This is a genomic window from Sporolactobacillus caesalpiniae (genome assembly GCF_040513385.1).
In the GTDB taxonomy this organism is placed as follows: domain Bacteria; phylum Bacillota; class Bacilli; order Bacillales; family Sporolactobacillaceae; genus Sporolactobacillus.
Map to the genome: position 1 here is coordinate 296,419 of NZ_JBEVCB010000007.1, position 21,854 is coordinate 318,272.

17 protein-coding genes and 1 pseudogene are annotated in these 21,854 nt (G+C 38.7%); 2 read left to right on the forward strand and 16 right to left on the reverse strand.

Going from position 1 to position 21,854, the window contains the following annotated elements; all coding sequences use genetic code 11:
* Window positions 1-29 precede the first annotated feature (29 nt).
* Together ABWW58_RS15590 and ABWW58_RS15595 are read right to left on the reverse strand one after the other, a co-directional pair.
* Window positions 30-1,028 carry a response regulator transcription factor gene (locus ABWW58_RS15590; protein WP_353869986.1) on the reverse strand — a complete coding sequence of 333 codons (999 nt, stop codon included), beginning with the start codon at window positions 1,026-1,028 and terminating at the stop codon, window positions 30-32.
* 3 nt (window positions 1,029-1,031) lie between these two features.
* On the reverse strand, window positions 1,032-3,650 hold the full coding sequence (locus ABWW58_RS15595) for an ATP-binding protein (RefSeq protein WP_353869987.1): 2,619 nt from the start codon (window positions 3,648-3,650) through the stop codon (window positions 1,032-1,034).
* Between the two features lie 51 nt (window positions 3,651-3,701).
* Here ABWW58_RS15595 and ABWW58_RS15600 point away from each other — a divergent pair, with 51 nt between their 5' ends.
* Entirely contained in the window at window positions 3,702-4,793 is a 1,092-nt protein-coding gene (locus ABWW58_RS15600; protein ID WP_353869988.1) for a response regulator, read from the forward strand.
* A gap of 165 nt (window positions 4,794-4,958) precedes the next feature.
* Here ABWW58_RS15600 and ABWW58_RS15605 read toward each other — a convergent pair whose 3' ends face one another.
* From ABWW58_RS15605 to ABWW58_RS15620, 4 genes and pseudogenes are all read right to left on the reverse strand, one after another.
* Window positions 4,959-5,945 carry a formamidase gene (locus tag ABWW58_RS15605; protein ID WP_353869989.1) on the reverse strand — a complete coding sequence of 329 codons (987 nt, stop codon included), beginning with the start codon at window positions 5,943-5,945 and terminating at the stop codon, window positions 4,959-4,961.
* A 33-nt stretch (window positions 5,946-5,978) separates the two neighbouring features.
* Entirely contained in the window at window positions 5,979-7,694 is a 1,716-nt protein-coding gene (locus ABWW58_RS15610; protein ID WP_353869990.1) for a purine-cytosine permease family protein, read from the reverse strand.
* Window positions 7,695-7,963: 269 nt separating this feature from the next.
* The gene (locus ABWW58_RS15615; protein ID WP_353869991.1) at window positions 7,964-8,959 is read right to left on the reverse strand and encodes an aliphatic amidase; all 996 of its coding nucleotides are present in this window, start codon (window positions 8,957-8,959) and stop codon (window positions 7,964-7,966) included.
* A 276-nt stretch (window positions 8,960-9,235) separates the two neighbouring features.
* Window positions 9,236-9,418: pseudogene (locus ABWW58_RS15620) on the reverse strand (allophanate hydrolase); the annotation flags it as partial.
* Window positions 9,419-9,754: 336 nt separating this feature from the next.
* Between ABWW58_RS15620 and ABWW58_RS15625 the strand changes: the two are divergent.
* On the forward strand, window positions 9,755-10,144 hold the full coding sequence (locus ABWW58_RS15625; RefSeq protein WP_353869992.1) for a helix-turn-helix domain-containing protein: 390 nt from the start codon (window positions 9,755-9,757) through the stop codon (window positions 10,142-10,144).
* 163 nt (window positions 10,145-10,307) lie between these two features.
* Here the strand turns inward: ABWW58_RS15625 and ABWW58_RS15630 are convergent, their stop codons facing one another.
* The 10 genes from ABWW58_RS15630 to ABWW58_RS15675 all read right to left on the reverse strand — a co-directional run bounded on the left by ABWW58_RS15630 (window position 10,308) and on the right by ABWW58_RS15675 (window position 20,947).
* Window positions 10,308-11,381, reverse strand: a complete 1,074-nt coding sequence (locus tag ABWW58_RS15630) for a M24 family metallopeptidase (protein WP_353869993.1) — start codon at window positions 11,379-11,381, stop codon at window positions 10,308-10,310.
* 49 nt (window positions 11,382-11,430) lie between these two features.
* The gene (locus tag ABWW58_RS15635) at window positions 11,431-12,546 is read right to left on the reverse strand and encodes an aminopeptidase (protein WP_353869994.1); all 1,116 of its coding nucleotides are present in this window, start codon (window positions 12,544-12,546) and stop codon (window positions 11,431-11,433) included.
* 89 nt (window positions 12,547-12,635) lie between these two features.
* Entirely contained in the window at window positions 12,636-13,610 is a 975-nt protein-coding gene (locus tag ABWW58_RS15640; RefSeq protein WP_353869995.1) for an ABC transporter ATP-binding protein, read from the reverse strand.
* On the reverse strand, window positions 13,600-14,589 hold the full coding sequence (locus tag ABWW58_RS15645; RefSeq protein ID WP_353869996.1) for an ABC transporter ATP-binding protein: 990 nt from the start codon (window positions 14,587-14,589) through the stop codon (window positions 13,600-13,602). The genes ABWW58_RS15640 and ABWW58_RS15645 overlap by 11 nt, the downstream gene beginning before the upstream one ends.
* Window positions 14,590-14,615: 26 nt before the next feature.
* A complete protein-coding gene (locus ABWW58_RS15650; RefSeq protein WP_353869997.1) occupies window positions 14,616-15,512 on the reverse strand; it encodes an ABC transporter permease in 897 nt (298 codons plus the stop codon).
* 13 nt (window positions 15,513-15,525) lie between these two features.
* Window positions 15,526-16,443: an ABC transporter permease gene (locus ABWW58_RS15655; protein WP_353869998.1), complete on the reverse strand. Its 918-nt coding sequence runs from the start codon at window positions 16,441-16,443 to the stop codon at window positions 15,526-15,528.
* A gap of 53 nt (window positions 16,444-16,496) precedes the next feature.
* Window positions 16,497-18,020 (reverse strand): ABC transporter substrate-binding protein, encoded by a 1,524-nt coding sequence (locus ABWW58_RS15660; RefSeq protein ID WP_353869999.1) that lies wholly within the window; start codon window positions 18,018-18,020, stop codon window positions 16,497-16,499.
* 138 nt (window positions 18,021-18,158) lie between these two features.
* Window positions 18,159-18,596 (reverse strand): MarR family winged helix-turn-helix transcriptional regulator, encoded by a 438-nt coding sequence (locus tag ABWW58_RS15665; protein ID WP_353870000.1) that lies wholly within the window; start codon window positions 18,594-18,596, stop codon window positions 18,159-18,161.
* 419 nt (window positions 18,597-19,015) lie between these two features.
* Entirely contained in the window at window positions 19,016-20,377 is a 1,362-nt protein-coding gene (locus ABWW58_RS15670; protein WP_353867754.1) for an IS4 family transposase, read from the reverse strand.
* 300 nt (window positions 20,378-20,677) lie between these two features.
* Window positions 20,678-20,947, reverse strand: a complete 270-nt coding sequence (locus tag ABWW58_RS15675) for a hypothetical protein (protein WP_353870001.1) — start codon at window positions 20,945-20,947, stop codon at window positions 20,678-20,680.
* Window positions 20,948-21,854 lie beyond the last annotated feature (907 nt).

Here is a 21,854-nt window from a genome sequence, read left to right on the forward strand (position 1 = left end):
AAAAATCTGACATCGAATGTTACATTTCATCACATACGTTGTTTACGATAGTTAATTGGTGTCACTCCACAAACCTTCTTAAATACCTTTGAAAAATAATCAACAGTTACATAGCCAAGATAGTTGCTAATTTGATAGACCTTTTTATTTGAATCAGCAAGCAATGTTTGTGCTTCCGTAATTTTTCGAATGATAATGTAATCTTTTAGCGTTAGACCCGTTTTTTGGCGAAAAGTTCTGCTAACATAATCTTTACTTAATTCCAGTTTTTCCGAAGTAAAGGTAATTAAATCTACTGAGGCAATGTGATCGTTTATGATCTGGGACAATTTCAGAATAAATGGATCATGATTTAACAGTTCCAATCGTTTGATTTCCTGATGCATTAATAAAAAAACCTTTGAATCATCTCTTATCGGGAACCGAATAAAGAGACGATCATTGTAGATATAATGTTTAATTTTTAAGAGTTGCTGCCATAAATAGTGAAAAAGTTTTTCTTTATCCTCCATTCCTAAATCGGTCAAGATCTCTTTTTCTTCTTTATGTAACTCTGTTAATGAGCGTCTAATCTGCATCGGATCTTCATATAACAATCCATGAGTAGTTTGGTTCATCCAAGTTTTCCCTCTGCTCTCATTAACGGTTGCGCCTTCTTCAATCAATTTTTCCGCTCTTGACAGTGCATCCCCCAATTTCGCTTCGGTTAAAGGTTTTTCAATATAATCAATAGCACGATAACGTATTGCCTCTTGTGCTAATCTAAATTCACGATAAGTACTCTCGATGATAACAAAAGTTTCATCGTTTTTTTCACGCATTTTTTTTATCAACGTAATACCGTCCACAATAGGCATTTTAATATCTGTAATGACAAGATCAAATTCTTGTTGATCAAGTGCTTCTAACGCTTTGATTCCGTCAGTAACAAACTTTTTCACACGATAATTTGAATATTGAAATAATGCAAAGTGCTCAATAATAAATTTCATTGATAGATCATCATCCACAAAAAGAATATCTATCACAATTCATTCCTCCATTTCCAGAATTTGATTAGCTTTCTGAAAATCAAATTGATACAATGCTTCTCGCAAACGACTATATGAGGACGATGAAATAACGCTTCGAATGATATCTGCATGTTCATCAATAAACTCATAACAATAACCATCCGACTTATTGATTTTATCTTTTAACTCACTAATAACTTTATCTGTAGATGGATGATGATCACTGCTCTTTGACGTAACAACATTTCGCGTCACACTTGCACTATTTTTGTCAACATAATCTTTAATTCTATTTTTTGTGATGATGAATATATCATGCAATTTATCATTATCTTTATTAAGCTGAGAAATGACTTTAAAATCTAAATCATTATTTTGAACCTTTTTAAGTCTCTTTCCAATTTGATCACAAATTTGAGCCAATTGCTCCGCACCTATAGACTGCGATACACCTTTAAGACTATGTATGATAAATTCACATTCTTCATATTTACGATTTATAAAGACTTGATGATATTTTGAAACATCTTTAATGTGATCCTTCAAGAAAAGCGTGAGTAACTCAATGTATAAAGCCTTTTTCCCCATAAGACGCCGTAACGAAGTTCTGTCATTCAAAATTTCATTGCTAATATTCTGTTCTTTATAGCTAACTTGATCGATTGATTTTACAATGGATACCAATTTTTCAGTTTCAAATGGTTTAGAAAGATATGAATTAATAGTCTTAGGTTGAAATTCATTAACTGCCTCAATATTTGCCGTGAGAGCGATAATATAACTATTTTTGTTCAAAACTGATTTACGTGCATAGTCTGCAACTTGAAAGCCAGAACAATCAGGTAATCGGATATCAAGAAAAAGGAAGTGGAACTTTTGATGATTAATAAAATTCATAGCCTGGAATCCCGTATTAGCTGCGCTCACTTCAAATCCAAGCATTTCAAGAATCTCTCGCTCCATTTTTGCGTTTATCAAATTATCTTCGACAAGTAAAACCGGAATATCCCGAAAATTTCCTTGATTAGCCATAATAGTATTGTCTTGTTTTTTTGTTTTTGAATGCTCAACGTAATCCACTGGTATTGAAACGATAAATATTGTACCTTTATTAACCTCACTTCTAACTTTAATACTCCCGCCCATACCATCGACAATATTCTTTGTAATAGCGAGCCCTAAACCACTTCCACCAAATTTCAGCGATATATCCGGAGAAGCTTGTTCAAAAGCATGGAATATCCTCTCAAAGTTTTCTTTGTTAATTCCAATCCCAGTATCCATTACAGAGACAACTAAATCACCGTGCTTACCTTCCTGACTATATGGCATAAATTCTACTTTAAGATTGATGGATCCTCCGGGAGTAAATTTAACAGCATTCGAAAGCAAATTAATCACAATTTGATTGATCAAACGTTGATCACTACGTATATATTCTGGCACACGTTCTGCACAATTAAATTTCAACTGAATATTTTTTTCCTCGGCGCTGTAAGCAAACATATCAATATCGTTTTTTAATAGATTACGGATGTCAAATTCTGAATAATTAATGCTTAATTTTCCCTTTTCAATCTTCCCAAACTCAAGTATCTGGTTGATTAATAGCAAGAGATGACGAGATGAATTTTCTATAACAGTCAAATACTGTTTTTGTTGATTGGTAATTTGTGATCTTTCAAGTAAAAATATATAGCCATTGATAGAATTTAAAGGCGTTCGTAATTCATGGCTTATCATTGATAGAAATTCACTTTTTGCCTGATTCGCTTTAACTAAACTTTGGTACAAGTGGTTAAAAACTTTAGCCAATAACTTGGTTTCAAACGATCCTGTCGGCTTAAGTTCATAAGTATCATTTGATATCTTAACTTTCTTTAATACATTCGTGTAACTACGAATTGGTTGTACATTGTACAAATACAGTAGAACGAGGATACCAATAAAAGTGACCACAAAAAACAATTGCAGCCATGATTGAAGATTAATCGCGGATTGAACACCCATCTTTGCATCATTAAGTTGACTATCTAATCTTTCATCCACATATTTTCTGAAAGAAATAATATTATTGGTAATTACATTTTTTTCATTGATGTAGTTTTCGTCAAATAATAATTTTAAAGCTTGCTGTCTTTGTTCAGATTGACTCATCTTTTTTTCTTCAATATTGATAACATACTCGTTTATTTCTGGAGGTAAGTGATCACGTTTTACGGAAATGGCATCAGTCATCAATTTTATTGATCGAATGTCAGTATAAGAAAGTAACGTTAAGTCTTCCATAGCGGTATTCAAATATCGAGATTCCTGAGTGATCATGTCTCTCTGCATTTTAGACATACTGTCATGAATAGTGTTTATTTTTTTTATTACTTTCCAGTAACTATAAAAATAGTCCATATTCCCTGTTGCAATAAATTTGCGGACTTCATCGGTTTTTTCATTATTTAAATCGACAATCTTTTCACTCAATGAATGATACTTTGATTTATTCGCCTCAGCCTGTACTTCCTGTCTAACACATATTTGTATATAATACACACTGTATATGGATAAAAAAACAACTGTAAAAAAGATAAGAGAAACTATTAAGTATAGCTGCTTCTGATTCAATCCTTTTATGGGGTGCATGATTATTCACTCTTTTCTATCACTATCAAATTAATTCGGAGGAAAATGATTATGTTTGACTTTACTTCTACTCAAAACGAATCAAGGGACACCATTTTAATTGTTGACGATTCCCCAAGTGATATTATCAGTTTAACAACTTTATTGAAACCTTTAAATATTTTGACAAAAATAGCTACAAGTCCATCAACGGCATTAAAACTCATTTCTAATAATGTTCCTTCTCTAATTCTTCTCGATGTTTATATGAAAGATATGAATGGTTTTCAACTGTGCCAAAAAATCAAACAGAATTATCTTTTTAAAAGAATTCCAATCATCTTTATTACAGCTGCAAACGATGAAAACAGTATCATTGAAGGTTTTAATTCTGGCGGACAAGATTACATTACAAAGCCATATAATGCATCTGAACTCGTTGCTCGTGTAGAATCTCAGCTAAAAATTAGTCGACAATCAAGAAAACTCACTCAAGCATACCGGGAACTAGAGTATTTTTCTTATACTGCATCTCATGAATTAAAATCACCTATTCTTATCATAAATCAATTGATTCACATTTTGAAAGAACAATTCTTGACAGATGATGAAAAATTGGAACTTTTCAAAAATTTAGATGAAAAATGTAAGCAGTCAACAATGATCATAGATGGGCTCCTAAACCTATCAAAAGCTTTTCAACATAAAATTACAATGGATCAAATTGATGCCGAAAAAATCTGTGATGAGCTGGTTAAAGAGTTTATTTCTTTAAATTCAAATAGACAATATTCAATTCACATCGATCATCAACCCCATCTTTTGTTAAGTGACAAAATTTTATTTACGATTCTCATTCAAAATCTGTTAAGCAATTCATTTAAATTCACCAATAATAGAATTTTAACAAAAATCGATATTCATTTTTCAAATCAAGACAATCTATTCACTGTTCAATTAACAGATAATGGAATTGGCTTTGATAATGAATATAGGGAAAAGGTTTTTGAAGCTTTTACTCGTCTGCATACTTTTGAAGAATATAATGGAAATGGAATCGGACTTGCTACCGTAAAAAAGATAATGCATCGAATGCATGGGAAAGTACAGATACAGAGTGAACCAGGAACCGGAACAACTGTTACTTTGCTTTTACCTCAATAATTTATTTTTGCACCTTATTAACCTTATCCGGACAATTCTGCAGGGTATTTGTCCTCATAACCTTTCATGAACGTATACTCAGAATTCCCCACAAAAAACACCCGGCACTGTTCCATACAGTGTCGGGCATGATATATAATTAACTCCGTTCGTGCTACATGATGATCATTTCTTTACAGGGTAACCATAGATGGAGCCGTCTTTGATTTTAATTTCGTCCTCCCACGGTAATTTGTAGGCGTCATTTGCTAGATCTCGGATATAGGTGTAGGGATTTTTCTTGATGCCACCGGGGGTTGCGACATAGCCTCGTGTACCTAGATTGTAGATATTGTTTTCGAGGCCCCAATCTAATCGGGCTTGATCTGCGAGGCGCGGATAGATCTCTGCAGTCACGATTTCATAGGGGTTTCGATGTCCCTGTGCCAGAGTGGTGCCGTCGAAGTTGCATGCTTGTCCTTCGCCAAAATAATAGAAGGTTCCATCGTAGCCGGCGAGATTGACCGATAGGGTATACATGAGGTTTTGCCATGCGTTGGAGCGATTGGTTAAGATCCATTGATCATTGACCTGAGTGCTGTAGCCCGAGATACGGATCAGAACATTCGCTCCTTTGTAGGCGGCTTCTCTCGCGATTTCTGGGAACATCCCGTCATGGCAAATGCATACGGATAGGATGCTTCCACCGGGACCCTTGCAGACAGGCAGTCCCAGATTTCCGGCCTGCCATGGCTCAACAGGTACCCAAGGGTTGAGCTTGCGATACTTCAGGATGATCTCACCTGCGGGATTAATAATGATCGACGTGTTAAAAGGGGCCCCTCCCTCGGGATCTTTTTCCATAATGGAGAAAACACCATAGACGCCCGAATCTTGGCAGGCCTTTGCAAAAACATCGGTTTCCGGACCCGGAACAGAGCAAAGAAACTCGTCTGTGGTCCATTTCTTCGTATTCAATCCTTGTGTGCTGTATTCGGGGAAAACGATCAGTTCAACACCAGGATAACCCGATTTTGTTGCATGAAGGATCTTCACGATTTGTTTGATCTGTTTGTCAATATCTTCACGTGAGTCAACGACCGGTACAGGATATTGAATTAAAGCGGTCAGAAAACCTTCTGTTGGTTTTGTCATACTTCCAATGCTACCCATAAATGATCTCTCCTTAAACGAATTATTTTGTGATCAGTGCACCTGTTTTTCAATAGTAGATAAAATTTCATCTGTTTTGCACATATCATGACAGTTCTTTTCAAGACTGCAGCATAGTGAGCAAATCATTCCATCGTGAAAAGGACAGTAAGTCATATCTTCCTCCTCGTACTCATAGCGACAAACGGAGCATGTATACGTTTTGACATCATCCGTTCCTGATTGGTGGTGATGCACGTGATCCAGTGATTTTTGAACCGTCGCGGCCATTTCAATTCCTGCTGTATACTCCGGATTCTCTCTGGCAATATAATATTTTCCCTTTGTGGCAAGTGCAATAATGGGAACCAGAACAAAAGAGAGAATCAGCGCGACGAATGGTGAAAATGCTTGCATCGTTCCCCCCAAGAGACCAAAGTAAGCAACAATGGAAACGATTGAAGCGATAATCATTGAGCCGAATCCTACGGGGTTAAAATTGTACAGATGCCCTCGTTTAAATTCAATATAATCCGGACTGATCTTCAGTATCTTTTTATTAATCACCAAATCGGAAACAATCGCGGCAATCCAGGCGACTGCAACGTTCGCGTAGAATCCTAAAATGGTATTTAAAAATTTAAACATGCCGACTTCCATAATCGTAAGCGCAATGGCGACCTGAAGAAAAAGCCATGCCACTCTTCCGGGATGAAAGTGAAGGAGACGAGAGAAGAAATTCGACCAAGACAGGGAACCCGAGTACGCATTGGTCACTTGAATCTTTAATTGAGAGAGAATAACGAAAATTGTAGCAATCGTTAAAGCTAGAAAAGTATTAGGAATAAAGGTTCCAAATCCATGAATAAATTGTTGAATCGGCTCCACCGCATTGGTGAGTCCAACTGCGGGTGCAATGTAAGAGGCATATAATGAGCCACATAACATATTAAAAGCCCCAAGAATGACCCAACCCGGTCCTGAGAGGATGGTCACCCAAAGCCAGCTTTTATGATTCTTTTTCGTGCGATTGGGCATGAAGCGCAGATAGTCAACCTGCTCGCCGATTTGAGAGATTAAGGATAGAACAACACCGGCCGCCATGCCGGAATACAGCGGGTTAAACGATGCGCCTGTGGTCTTGTCCCCGCCGAAATGCGTCCATGCTGCTAAGGTCTCCGGATGTGTGGTGAGAATACCGATGAGCGGAGCGACCATTAAAATAATCCATAAAGGCTGCGTCCACGATTGCAATTTAGACAGAAGCGTCATACCAAAAGTAACCAAAGGAATGACAACAACAGCACCAATAAGATAACCGACTGCAAGGGGCATGTGAAAGTAAATTTCAAAGGCTTGTGCTAAAATGGAGCCTTCTGTTGCAAAATAGATGAATGTGAATGTCGCATATACGAGGGATGTTAGTGTCGATCCCAGATAGCCGAATCCGGCGCCGCGTGTCAGTAAATCCATGTCGACATTGTATTTAGCTGAATAATAGGCAATCGGAATTCCGGTTAGAAAAATAACCGCTGCAGCAATAAGAATGCCCCAAACTGCGCTCGAGAAGCCATAAGCGGTTGTAACAGAAGCACCAATCGCGAAGTTAGCCAGAAAAGCGATACCGCCAAGTGCAGAATTGGCTACTGAAGATTGAGAAAACGTTCTAAAAGATCGTGGTGCATAACGAAGCGCATAGTCCTCCAGTATTGGATTATTCACCCATTTATTGAATTTTCTGGTTGCCCGATCAGAAACTGTTTGTACCATTACATCTTTCCCCCACTTTCTATGTTTCTTTTTTAAGGCTTTGTCAAAATTTACTGGTGTCTTTTACCGCCTATAGCCTAAAGCGCCACATCGGGTGCTCGCATCAACAGAGTGCGACCACAGCCTCGTCTATGTATGCCCCATTTACCTGAGGTGGTCTCTCCTCTGGCCAGCTATCAACAGAGTCACCCCGCCGTGTACCGCACTATGCGACTTCGTTTGGATCAAAACACCATTGATTGAAACTCAGCCTTCCTTCTACTATTTAATTATTTGTTCAACAAATGACCGGTTACTTGTTCCTCACTCGGTTGTTCCGGAGTATCTCGCGTTAGTGATTCACAGATTTGTTTGGCTTTTTCCGGATCTTCTGACCAAATTTTGTAGAATGAATACGGGCTCGTTGCGACACCATTTTTAACTGCAGAATAGCCTCGATGCGTTAAATTATAGAGATGGTTCTCTGCCGTCCAGTTTCTTCTTGCTCGGCGGATCGCAGAGATCGACAGTTCTGCGTAGGTCACTTCATCCGGAGCAGAACCGCACTCAGCTAACGTCGTCCCATCAAAATCGATGATATTCGAGTGACCAAAGTAGTAATAAAGCTTGTCCCGTCCGGCCATATTAGCAACAGCAAAATACACATTGTTTTCCCAAGCGCGGACACTTGCTACCTTGATCTGCTGCTCTTTGGACGGATACATATAGCCTTGGATACGAACGACCAGTTCGGCTCCTTTCATGACTGTATCCCGCACAATTTCCGGTATATTAGAGTCATAGCAGACGTTAGCGCCAATCATCAGACCTTTTGGCCCCTTAACAACCATGGTCTGATCGCCCGGATACCACGGTTCTTTCGGTACCCATGGATTAATTTTGTGAAAATTAAGCTTGATTTCCCCTTGATCATCAATAAGAATAAAACAATTGAATGGATTCCCCTTTGGATTAATTTCTCCGGTAATCGAGAAAACGCCCCAAACTTTATTCTTTCGGCATGCCTCGCAAAAAATATCCGTTTCAGGACCGGGAACCGTCGTGCAGAGTTCTCGCCACTTGGTTGGATGAAATCCTTGTGTTGAATACTCCGGGAACACGATTAAATCCAGCCCGGGATAACCCATCTTTGTTCCTTCGACAAAATCGGCAATCCGGTGACAATTATCCAGCACTTCTTCCTTCGATTCCAAGACAGGAACACGGTAGTTCACAACAGCGACTCCGACGGTATCACGAGAACTAGAAATAGATCCGACTGGCATAACTCATTCCTCCTACTGATTTTAAAGTTGTCTAAATTCACGAAATAGCAGGCCAAGTTCTAAAATTGATCTGGGCTCCCTCCTCTGAATCAATAGAACGCAGCCCTCTTAGCCTTTGAATCTCTTGATTAGAGCGAATAGCAAAGCATCTGTTCATTCGGACTAAATGAAATATTCGGAAATTAATGTGTGTGTTAACTAATTCTTACTCAGATAGGTTGATTCTACTTATGATTAGTGATTCGAAACCTATAGGTTATTGCTCCTTAAAAAGGATTAATTTCCGCCAAACGTTGGCAGATCAATTAATCTTGATTGAAACTGAATCCCAGAAAAATCCTTGATTGATTCTTCAATACGCTTCAATTCATCAATCACGTCCCTAGGATTGATGCGTTCCGGATCAATCTTAATTAAGTAGGATACATTGGCCGGGCATACCTCTACAATTCCCGGAAGATTCTTCTTTCCAACGTTTCAGTAATGGTCATCGTCTTAAAATGTTCCCTAAGACTCATCTCATCTTCCACCTCGGTAAAAACATACTCATCTCCCCCAAAACTATACCGAGTCATTTAACATCCCCCCATCAAATAAATTCATTCTCATATAATTAGCCTAATATCAACTCCTTATGAAAGATGATAATCTGTCCTTTATGTAAGCTTTACTTACAAAAGTAATTATAAACAACATTTTGTTGTATGTAAACATATTTTCAGATATTTTGTTGTATTTTAAAAATTTCACAACTTGTTATTGTATAATTTCCGCATTAATAAGGAGGGTTGCCTGTTGGCTACTTTTTCCGATCGTTTAAAAGAATTAAGAGAAGATGCCCAATTAAAGCAAGAAGAAGTGGCAAAACGGCTGCGCATCAGTACAAGTGCTTATGGTTATTATGAGCAGGGAAGGAACGAGCCCTCTCTTGATACTCTGCTTACATTATCTGAGCTGTTTCATACAACTATTGATTATTTAGTTGGGAAATCTGATGACAAAAGAAATACTGATTATATAACTATGAGCAACGATAAACTTACTACCAGTGATAAGAAACTACTGTTGGAATTAAAAAAGTATCCGGAACTATTTGATGGATTGACTTCTGATCCTGAGAACAGAATTGCTGCACTTGATCGATACTGGAAATTTCTTCAGAATGAACTAAGGATGTTTCAATAAAAAACTGAAAGGCGAGCTTAACCCACACTTAGATAAGTGTGGGTTAAGCTCGCCTTTCATATCAGGGATTTAAAGATTTTAGAATGCATTCATACTAATTAAAGTGTACCTTTACTAAGGTAATTTGTTTTCCAAATTTTTTTCTATCAAATATTTAGAGGAATTAGTCAATAATTTTAAGATCTTTGGATACTGCATTCAATACTTCGCATCCATCCTCTGTTACAAGAACAAGATCCTCAATACGTACACCTACTTTACCAGGGATGTAAATACCCGGTTCTACTGAAAAAATCATTCCAGGCTGTGCCAACATATGGTTTGAACTGCTGTTATCGGGGATTTCATGGCATTCCAATCCACAGCCATGGCCGAGCCGATGGGTGAAGTATTTTCCATAGCCCGCATTCTCAATAATTTTTCGTGCGGTAAGATCAATATCACTCATTGGAATGCCCGGACGGATCATAGCCTCAGCGGCAAGGTTAGCTTCCTTAACCGCTTCATACACTTTTCTCTGCTCATCATTAACCTTACGGAAGAAAACAGTTCGTGTCATATCGCACCAATATTTTTTTATTGGATTAAAGATATCGAAAACAATCCCGTCTCCCTCTTTAAGGATGGAATCTGCAGACCAGTGGTGAGGATCTGCTGCGTTGGCACCGAATGAAACCACTTGTCCTTCAGGAGAATGGTCGCCTCCGTTCGCCGCATACAGTTTCTCAATGTACGTAGAGATTTCGTTTTCACGAATACCTAGTTGCAACTTTGCTATTGCTTTTTCCATGACCATGTCATTGATTTGGGATGCATGGCGCATTTGTGCAATTTCTTCTTCATCCTTTAACATACGAGCATGATCGACTGGACCAGACCCTGGAACTGGTACAACATCCTGGCGAAGTTTCATAATATTGATGAGAAAGGATGATGGCCAGAATTTATCAATGCCAATCTCTCCCGGTTTAATCGCCTTAGCTAAATCAGTAACAGGGTTATCCGAATCACCGTGCAGTACCAATTCGATTCCTTCCTGAGGAGCTAGATCAAACAGTTCATTTCCAAACAGTATGGTTTTACCATTATCCTGAATATACAAAGCGAGCAGCCGCTCAATAGGTTCGACCCAATAGCCGGTCAAGTAATACACGGAGGCAGTCGAAGTTACGAGAATTTGCTTAATATTTTCCTTTTCCATATTTTTCAACACTCGATTAAGTCTTTGCTGATTCACTATGATTACTTCCTTTCAAATTTTTCACCATAACGCATAAATGTTGAAATTAAAGTAAATTTTGAGGATTCAGCGGTTTAAGATCATCAACCACGAAAAGCCCATCTTTCCGAATTAATTCACCATCAAAATACATGTTACCTCCACCATATTCTGGTCTTTGAATACTGATCAGATCCCAGTGTACAGCAGAATGATTTCCATTACTGCTGTCATCATAGCAGTTGCCCGGTGTGAAATGAAAACTTCCTGCAATCTTCTCATCAAAAAGGATATCTTCCATAGGTGTCATGATCACTGGATTAACACCTATCGCAAACTCACCAATGTAACGGGCCCCCTCATCTGTATCGAGAATTTTATTTAATAGTTCCGTATTATTTGAGGTTGCGTGAATAATCTTTCCATCTTTAAATTCAAATGTAACATCTTTAAATAAAAAGCTATTATACGGGGACGGAACATTGTAAGTAATCACGCCGTTTATGGAATCCCGTACAGGCGAAGTGTAAATTTCACCGTCCGGAATATTTTTATTACCATGCATGCCATGGGATGGAATATTGAGGATAGAAAAGCGAATATCTGTGCCTGGTCCGGTAATACGCACTTCATCCACATTGTCCATTCTCTTCTCAATATTTTTCATTGCTTCGCCCATCTTCTTGTAATCTAGTAGACAGGCTTTAAAATAGAAATCCTCATACTCCTCTGTGTCCATACCCGCAAGCTGAGCCATCGCATCATTTGGATAACGCAGCACGGTCCATTTGGTGTGATTACAGCGCTGACGTAGATGAAGCGGTCCCCAGTAGTTTTTATTATAAACAGCTTGTTGAGCATCAGAGATGTTATTCCATGCATGGATATTATCAGTAGCTCGGATATCAATGTACGCATCCATATCTTTCATGCGTGTTAATTCATAACTGGTCACGTCTGCCATATGAGCGTCATCTGCTCCAGCAACAAGCGCACCTTCGATAGCATAGTCAAAAACATGGATAAAAGGGTTCCCACCCGCATTATAAGCCTCTTCTACCAAAGCTTTTGCCAAAGTATAAGCATGCCCGTGAAGCTCAATTAAAATTTTTTCACCCTTTTTCAGATCAACTGCTTCATTAATCAAAAATTGAGCATATTTTCGAATTCTAGTGTCTTCCATTCTAAAAAATCTCCTTCTTTATCAATACAATCTTTTAAATTAAGTGATGGATTATCACCAACTGCACAGCAACTTCATTAACATTTATTTTACTGATGAGTGTACAGATGACAGGTTACTTTATGCTTTTCAGACAGATTCACTTGTTGAGGCACTACCTTCGAACAGATATCCATTGCGTTTGGACAACGTTCATGAAATGGACAACCTGAGGGTGGATTAACCGGGCTCGGCACTTCACCATTTAGAACAATCCGATCTTTATGTTCGTCAGGATTACGAATCGGAATCGCAGACAGCAATGCACAAGTATAAGGATGTTTCGGGTCTCTAAAGAGTTCCTCAGTGGGAGCAGCTTCAACCACTTTTCCAAGATACATCACGACGATTCTGTCCGTAATATGTCGGACTACATTCAAATCATGAGAAATGAACAAGTAAGTCAGCTGAAACTCATGTTGCAAATGCATTAATAGATTGATAACTTGCGCCTGCACAGACACATCTAATGCAGATACTGGTTCATCAGCAACAATAAGCAACGGATGAAGAATAACAGCCCGTGCAATAGCAATACGCTGCCTCTGTCCGCCTGATAGCTCATTAGGATACCGTGTAAGATAAGCATCAGTTAATCCAATCGTTTTCAGCATTTCTCTTACTTTTTCAATTCGCTCTTTTTTATCATATAAATGGTGCACACGCAGCGGTTCAGTCAGAATCTGTTGAATCGTTTTATGCGGGTCAAGTGATGCATAAGGATCCTGAAAAATCATCTGTATTCTTCTCCGCATTTGTCGAAGATCTTGCCCTTTGAGCTTACTAATATCTGTACCCTCAAAGACAACTTTTCCAGACGTAGGCTGGCTCAACTGTAATATGGCTCGTCCGGTTGTTGATTTACCACAGCCACTTTCACCAACTAAGCCAACAGTTTCGCCCTTATAAATTGAAAAACTAACATCATCAACCGCCTTAACCCGCTGACCCTTACTGAACCATCCATCGTTCACCGTGTAATATTTCTTCATATTCACAACCTGCAGGACTTTCTCATTTTCCATGATGCTCACCCGCCTTTTCCTCAGCATAGAGCCAGCATCTGCAGATTTGACCGCCAATTTGTACAACCGGCGGACTCATTTTGCAGCGGTCAAATGCCATTGGGCAGCGATTAGAGAAAGAGCATCCTACAGGCAGCTCGTTCAATCCAGGAACATTCCCTTTTATTGCATACAGCTTTTGTTTTCTTTCATCCTCCTTCGGCATTGAAGCAAGAAGACCTTTTGAATAAGGATGCTTTGGACTATTGAAGAAAGTTCTCACATCTGCTTCTTCAACAATCTGACCTGTGTACATAACAATGACGCGATCACATAGCTCCGCGACAACACCTAAATCATGCGTAATAAAAATAATCGACATGTTATTTTTTTGCTTAATCTTTTTTAAAAGATCAAGTATCTGTGCCTGAATTGTTACATCCAGAGCTGTCGTCGGTTCGTCTGCAATAAGAAGTTCAGGTTCACAAATAATTGCCAAACAAATCATCACGCGTTGCCTCATCCCTCCGGATAACTGATGAGGGTATTGATGGATGATTTCCTCTGGTCTAGAAATACCGACCAGTTTCAGCATGTCAATGATTCGTTCCTTCATTTCTCTTTTTCCAAGCTTTGTATGCTTACTCAAAGGCTGACTCAATTGATCGCCAATCGTAAAAACAGGATTCAAAGAAGTCATTGGCTCTTGGAAGATCATTGACATTTTGCTGCCTCTTAATTTTCTCCGCTCACGTTCCTTAAGGTGAGTCATTTCCTGACCTTCAAAGAGCACTTTTCCATTGCTTATATTCGCTTTGCCATTTGGAAGCAACCCCATGACAGCAAGTGATGTGACACTTTTTCCGCATCCGGATTCTCCGACAATGCCAAGTGTCTCACCCTCATTGACTTGAAAGCTTACTCCTCTAAGCGGCTGCACGATTCCACGTCGAGTTTGAAACTTTACCTCTAAATTAGAAACATCAAGAATATTCTTCATGGTTTAAATCGCTCCCCGCCTCGCTTTTATAAGTCATGATCCAACTCATCTCTTAACCAGTCACCAAACAAATTGATACCCAGTGCTGTGATGACAATAGCGAGTCCGGGAAAAGTAATCATCCACCAGGCATTAAATATATAGTCTTTTCCTTCATTCAACATATTTCCCCAAGCCGGCTGCGGAGGCTGGACACCAAAACCAAGAAAACTGACAGAGGCTTCAGCTATAATAAAATTTGCGACCTGTAATGAAGCTAGGACAATGATAGGGGTAAACAGATTAGGCAGAATATGCTTGACCATAATCTCCCATTTTGATACACCCGTTGCCACACAAGCAGTAATAAATTCCTTTTCCCGGATTGCGAGGACCTCACTGCGAACTACTCGAGCAAATACAACCCAACCAGCAATAATTAGAGATATAATAATATTTTTCAGCCCGCTTCCCAGTACTGCATTGACTACAAGAACGAGAAGAATGAACGGAAAACTGAGTTGGACATCTACAATACGCATCAGGATCAAATCGATCCAGCCGCGGAAAAATCCTGCTAGAACTCCAATAATCGTTCCGATAACGCCTGCGATAACCACCGTAACAATACCAATTGTCAGCGATACTCTCGTACCAAGAATGACTCTGGAGAAAACATCCCTGCCCAACTGATCAGTTCCCATCAAATGTCCTCCAGTAAAGGGAGGAAGTAATTTCTGTGCTGTCTCTGTGTTCATTGGATTGAAAGGAACAATTAAAAATCCTATAATTCCGACCACGATCAGAAGACATATGATAATGAAACCAGCGAATCCTGTTTTACTGCGGATGAGATCCGAGAAGAAGGAAACTGCATGACTTTTTCTTCGCAAAACAGGCATTGATTTCTCTTCAGTATCTGTTTTTTGTACAGCGTTTGTCATTGATACATTCCCTTCATTTCAATCGAATTTGTGGATCCACAACCGAATAAAGTAAATCCGCTGCAAAGTTGATAATTGAATAAATTAATGAAATGACAAAGATGCCTGCCATGACGACTGGAAAATCTCTGGCCATCAAGGCATTCATTGTCTGCATACCAATTCCTGGCCATGAAAAGACAATTTCCGTAATCACAGCACCCTCCAGCAAAGTCCCCAAGTCTAACGCAATAAGCGTTATAATTGGGAGTAATGCATTTTTGAGAGCATACTTGGTCAAAATCTCAAATGTAGACACGCCAGCTGCTCTCATCGTCCGAATATAGTCTTTTCTCAAGACATCCAGCATTTTAGACCTTGTAAAACGCACAAGTCTTGCCAGACTGTATATGGCCAATGTCGCTGTCGGAAGAATCATGGAAAGCGGTGCAGATCTTCCACCGGTTGGAAGCCAATGCAGTTTAACAGCGAAAAAGTATATGAAAAGCAGACCAAGCCAGAAGCTTGGAACCGCCTGTCCCAGGACGGTCAAACCAACGCCGAGTTTGTCAAACCAAGTGTTTCTTTTATAGGCAGACAACACACCAATTGGTATCGCCACAATGAGTGATACAGAAAATGCGGACAATGCCAGCTGCAAGGTTGCCGGAAAACTAGACAGAATCGTGCCAAGTGCACTTTCTTTTGTAACTAACGAATTTCCGAAATCTCCTCGTACGGCATGCGTCATATAATCAGCGTATTGAACATACAGAGGACGATCAAAACCAAGAGTATGACGATATTCTGCAATCTGGCCCTTTGGGGCATCTGGCGGTAAAAACAGAATAGTAGGATCTCCTGATAGCCGTACCAAAAAAAACACACCGGTTAAAGCAAGAAATACAACGATTAATGTTTGAAGAACACGTTTTATGACAAATTCAGGCACATCGTTCCTCCTTTCTTTAAGAACCGGTTTGATACACTAAGTTTATTACTTTTTTATTTCCAGCTCATATCGAAAATTTGTAATGTTTCATCGGTTCTCGGTGTGAAGTTCAAACTCTTGTTAACTGCATAAAGGTTTTCTTGCTGCCACAGAGGAACCCATGCTGCTTTATCAACCAGCATTTGCTCAACCTTGCCAAAAGCTTCTTTTCTTTCTGATTCTTTAAACAATGGAAGAGCCTTGTTGATTGCTGATTCAACCTTAGGATCGTAGAAGCCACTATAAGGAGCGTTTTTGGTGAATAGGTTTTGAATGGTCGTCTGACCTTCATACGATGGACCCCAACCTAAAAAGAACATATCACCCGCACGATGCTGCGTTATTTTCGCCAAATGCGCACCCCACTCATTGACATGAACATTTACTTTAATTCCGATCTTTTCCAACTGAGCAGCGATCGCCTGAGAAACTTGCTTATCCATTGGATATCTTCCACTCGGAGTATCAAGAGTCAGAGTCAGCTTTTTAGGATCATAGCCTGCTTCTTTTAGTAAACTAACCGCTTTCTTAGGATCATACGTATATCCCTTGGTGGATACATAGTCTTGATTGTTTTTCGCAAGTGGCCCAGTGATCTGAACCCCATATCCATTTAATTGAGTTTTTAGGAGATTAGGCACATCTACTGCATAATTAATGGCTTGTCTTACTTTCTGATTCTTCATCGGGCCATTGCTGAACGTATTTAAAGCCAGGTAATCCACACGTGCTGATTTAACTTGTTCTATTTTCCCTGTAGATGACGATTTAATTTGTTTAACAGAATCAACAGGAACATTATCAAACAGGTCAATTTCACCGTTCAAGAAGCTTGCCATACGGCTGCTGAATTCAGGAATATATCGGAACTCAACTTTTTTGACGTTGGGTTTTCCTGCCCAATACTGTTTATTTACTGACAATTTCAGATATTGATTTCTCTTCCATTCTTTAAATTTATAAGGCCCTGTACCTACCGGATCAACTGCTGCTTTCTTCAAGCCTACTTTTTTAAGATAGCTAGGTTCCATGACGAGAAAATCATCAGCGATACGATGTAAAAAAGTAGGATATGGGGTTGAGGTGATGATCTGCACCGTGTAATCATTTACGACTTTAACGTCTTTGATCGCAGCCCATCTTGATAAATAAGCTGATTTATTGGCTTTATCAAGAATATAGTCAACACTTCCCTTTACAGCCTCTGCATTAAATGGTTTCCCATTTTGGAATTTAACGCCTTTTCTTAACGTGAACTCCCATGTCTTCGAATTGATGCTTTTCCATTTTGTCGCAAGCCATGGTTTGAATTCACCTGTTTTTGCATCTCGCTTGATTAATGGATCATAAATATTGCGAATCTGAACATCAGTAGCAGAGTTTACATCAGTATTAGCCAATAATGTAGTTGCATCAGATGGCAGAGCAATAGTCAATTGCTTGTTTTTTGAAGAATTTCCTGATTTTGGATTTGATGAGCATGCTGAAGTAAGCACCATCAGCATGGCGACAACGATTAACAGCAGTTTCTTATTCACTTGTGTTTCCTCCTTTGGTTTTTTCAATAACAATCAAGAGATAAGAACGAACATTTAGAAAATAAATTATCTCCCTTCGTTTCGTAATTTTGAAAATATTTAATTTACACGCCGTGTTAAAACGGCATGGAAAATAGCTTAGTAATATTTACTTAGAATTCCCTCAATATACTCCATCGAGTCTAAGACCTTATTAAGTTCTTCTTCGGGAATTTTTTTAATTTTGCTTTCCACAATGGTGTTTGATAAATGAATTAAATCATCCAGCAGTGCTCTCCCTGGTTCTGTTAGTTCTAAAGTAAAAACTCTTTTGTCATCTTCTAAATAAGTTTTCTTAATCAAATCTTGCTTAACAAATTTCTTTAAAATCCTGCTCAAATATCCCTTGTCTAAATCAAAATAACTACAAAGAATCGAAGCAGTCGGATGATCCTGAAAACCTATCTCATATAAGATCTGAGCTTCGGTTGATGAAAATTCTGTCGAATCTGTATATTGATTATTAATGCCGTTGATTCGAGTATAAAATCGATTAAAACGCCTAATTCTACTAATATAATCCACGATTTTCTTCATGCACATCCTTATATAGTTTTCTGATTTATCCTTATTATAATAATATCGTTGCTTTTGTCAACATTATATTATTCATTTCGCTATAAATTATCAAAAAAAAATTAGCTATATTTTAAAAAATTCAGCATATTTCATCCTATTGACTTGAAAGAACTCTCCGATTTCCAACTGCTTCATTGCCATTCACAAGCCGCGATGTGGTCGAAAACCATGCGTATTTGAGAAACTCGAGATTAAGTCAGGCACAGGTATACTTTATAAATTGCTTTCTGGCCATACGCTAAAATAATAAATTTGTACTTTGAGCCAACTGATTTTGGAATAGAGACACGTCTACTGAAAACGGTCTTTTCATTATCAGCTGTTTATTTTTTTTGAAGCGGAATTATCATTTTCCATCAAATATGTTTCTCCTTAACTCAACTTTCGCACCCTAATTTGGGCAGATAAACCTTGATATAGTTGGGTAAGCTCTCAATCCATTGTGTCAGTTGACAAGTAACCCATCTTTTGATTGATTTTTTTGTTTTTGTTAGGGCGTCATGAAGAATATCCATGAGCTGCGTCAGTGCTACAGCCCAATCCAGTTCATTCATTTCGTCACAGAGTTCATAAAACATACCACCAAGGGTTCGATTATCTGTACTGCAACGGTTTTGCCAAGACAGGAGAATAAACCTTGTAAAGACAATGGTTGTGTGGCTAATCAGCAGATCGTACGATCTGCCCTGGAACTCTTTTTGAAGCTTAAGAAATGACTTCGTTGCTTTAAAAAATAATTCAATGTCCCATCTCATGCCGTACGTACGAATGATTTCCTGTTCTGTAAGTGTGCAGTCAGTACTTAAGATGGCTAGCCATTCACTTTGTTTATTGCGGTTTTGAACGAACACAACTTTGACCGGGACTCCATTAGCCATTGTGGTACGAATAGAACGTAAAATTTCTTTGTGACTGGTTACGGGCTTCGACAGTCGATACAGCGTTCTTAATCCAACCCATTGAGAGCCTACTCGATAGCGCTGATTCGTTGGTTTCACCATACCAATAACATCGATACCTTGATCGGTCAAAGCCTTGATCAAAGGTTGTTGGGTAAACCAGCTGTCCATCAGAACATAGGATGCATCAATTCCGTTCAACAAGGCCCGTTTAACCATCCCAGGGATTTGTTCAGGAGCTGTTTGTAAAGCTTCGATTCGTCTTTTATAGCCGGAACAACGCTTATCAATCGTCGAATTGATATCATTAATTTTTGCCTTTTCTTTGCTTGAACTAAGGAGTGAAAAATCAATGGGCAGGAACGTTGATCCGTCGGACCATCCTAATGTCAGCATACGAAATCCTTTGTAGTGTCTTCTCCTGGCATGGTCAAAACAATGAGCCAAAAGTTCGACGCGCTTACTGCGGTCGCGATAAAAAGATGAATCATCCAGAATGAGTACTTTAGTGTGGCAGGTGCTCGTCAAACGGCTGACTTTCATAATCGTGAATACGCTTAGTGCCGTCAGGAAGCGGCGCCAGGCAAACTTCGGGTAGTTTAAAAAACGATAAACAGCATCCTTGCCTGGTAATTCATCTGCTTTATTACTCTCCAGTAAACGATACCAATTTCTTTGGGTAAAGATCAGACGAAAAATAAGCTGAAAAAGATAACCACTGGAAAAGCCGAAGGCTTTTTGAATTCCTGCCTGACGTAAATGTTTTAGAATCTTCAACTCATCGAATTTTGCTTTTATTTCTAATGGTAGTTGATTATTTTGACCTTTTTTCGCTATCATATAGAGGGCACCTCTTCTGTTTGGTAGTGTATTTCGTCAAAATCACTATACCAAAAGTTGAGGTGTCTTTCTATTTTGTCAAGAAACATAATGAATAGGCCACAAAGTACGTTATATCAAGGGTTATTTCGGATTTTCACTCTGCGAAAGTTGAGTCCTTAAATATTAAAATTTTGACTTTCTAACAACAGATACCGTGACTGAAAAAATGATCAGTCACGGTATCTTTATTTGGATAATATTTTGCTAGCTAATTTATTCTCAATTGTGGTGGAGAACATGGATACAGTTTCCTTCGAATTAAAGATATGCAATGCTTACCTCAGTGTCTTTAGGGACATGTACAAAGTAACATTCATTGTCTTGATAGTGCTCAATGTACACCAAATGATCCAGCTCTTTTAATTCCTCGGAGTATTCATCGTAGTTATCGACTGTACCATGTTGGCGGCCGAATTCATCTATAATAAGTATTCTCTCAAAGATATAGTCGAAAACAACCATTATGTTTTCTGGATTCGCAACGACCCTGCAGTATTCTTCCTCCACCTCAATAAGAATTCTGATCAAATAATCTCCCTCCTTCCGTTTATTAATTTAATTATACAGAAAAATTTTACATTTTTGTGATTATTTCATAAATTCATAGAAAATCATAGGTTATTTATCCTATGATGTTTCATTACATCAATATTCACAAATTTTTTAAGTTATCTCTTGGTTTATGTATTGCTAACTCCCCAGGAATCTCTGCAGATATGGCATTTGAACAGCTGCATCTTGGCATGCTATCTGAATTTCTTAAAACAGTATAAATCCGTGAAAACAAGTATATAGTCTTAGTCTTATCATATTATTTTGTCAGAATTGTGAACACGCAGGTATTAATTTTCTCATTTTTCAAAAATAAATATTCCCATTTATAGAAAAATTTAGTATGATGAAATCAAGGAGGTGAAGTGGAGCGTTAACGTAATAAAGCAGCAAAATTCCCCAGTGAATCATATGGTGCTTGATTCACGAGCATCCTCGCATGGTCAAAGCAAGTCCTAGTAAAACCAAAGCAATTTCTCGCGTCAACGGTCAGCAGCCCTCATCTGCTGACCCCGCCAACTCCTCGAAGCGCCAACAGCCTCCTTCCGGACATGGATACATAGAAGAAGTCCGCATCGATTTATTCACCTAGTCAGTCACATAGTAGTACCATCACTGTCGCACCCTCCATGGACTCAATACCAAACGAACGAATCAACACGAACGCATCATGTCTCAAACGAACATTTTGTTCGACTGATCACTAATACTAGAGCAGCCGTCCCTTGTTATGAGACGACTGCTCATTTTTTCGTTCGCCCACTTTGCTTCAAATCATTTCGTACGAATTAGGAACCGGTTAATCAATGAACAATAACTCCGCCCAAATATATCTTTTTGCATCGCCCTTCTTCTCATTAAGAAATTCCATTGATCGGACAGA

Excerpts from the sequence above, each read along its gene's own strand:
- ABWW58_RS15640 (WP_353869995.1), bottom strand. The coding sequence starts at position 13,610 with ATGGAAAATGAGAAAGTCCTGCAGGTTGTGAATATGAAGAAATATTAC.
- ABWW58_RS15605 (WP_353869989.1), bottom strand. The coding sequence starts at position 5,945 with ATGGGTAGCATTGGAAGTATGACAAAACCAACAGAAGGTTTTCTGACC.
- ABWW58_RS15665 (WP_353870000.1), bottom strand. The coding sequence starts at position 18,596 with ATGAAGAAAATCGTGGATTATATTAGTAGAATTAGGCGTTTTAATCGA.
- ABWW58_RS15650 (WP_353869997.1), bottom strand. The coding sequence starts at position 15,512 with ATGACAAACGCTGTACAAAAAACAGATACTGAAGAGAAATCAATGCCT.
- ABWW58_RS15610 (WP_353869990.1), bottom strand. The coding sequence starts at position 7,694 with ATGGTACAAACAGTTTCTGATCGGGCAACCAGAAAATTCAATAAATGG.
- ABWW58_RS15600 (WP_353869988.1), top strand. The coding sequence starts at position 3,702 with ATGTTTGACTTTACTTCTACTCAAAACGAATCAAGGGACACCATTTTA.
- ABWW58_RS15670 (WP_353867754.1), bottom strand. The coding sequence starts at position 20,377 with ATGATAGCGAAAAAAGGTCAAAATAATCAACTACCATTAGAAATAAAA.
- ABWW58_RS15615 (WP_353869991.1), bottom strand. The coding sequence starts at position 8,959 with ATGCCAGTCGGATCTATTTCTAGTTCTCGTGATACCGTCGGAGTCGCT.
- ABWW58_RS15595 (WP_353869987.1), bottom strand. The coding sequence starts at position 3,650 with ATGCACCCCATAAAAGGATTGAATCAGAAGCAGCTATACTTAATAGTT.
- ABWW58_RS15645 (WP_353869996.1), bottom strand. The coding sequence starts at position 14,589 with ATGAAGAATATTCTTGATGTTTCTAATTTAGAGGTAAAGTTTCAAACT.
- ABWW58_RS15635 (WP_353869994.1), bottom strand. The coding sequence starts at position 12,546 with ATGGAAGACACTAGAATTCGAAAATATGCTCAATTTTTGATTAATGAA.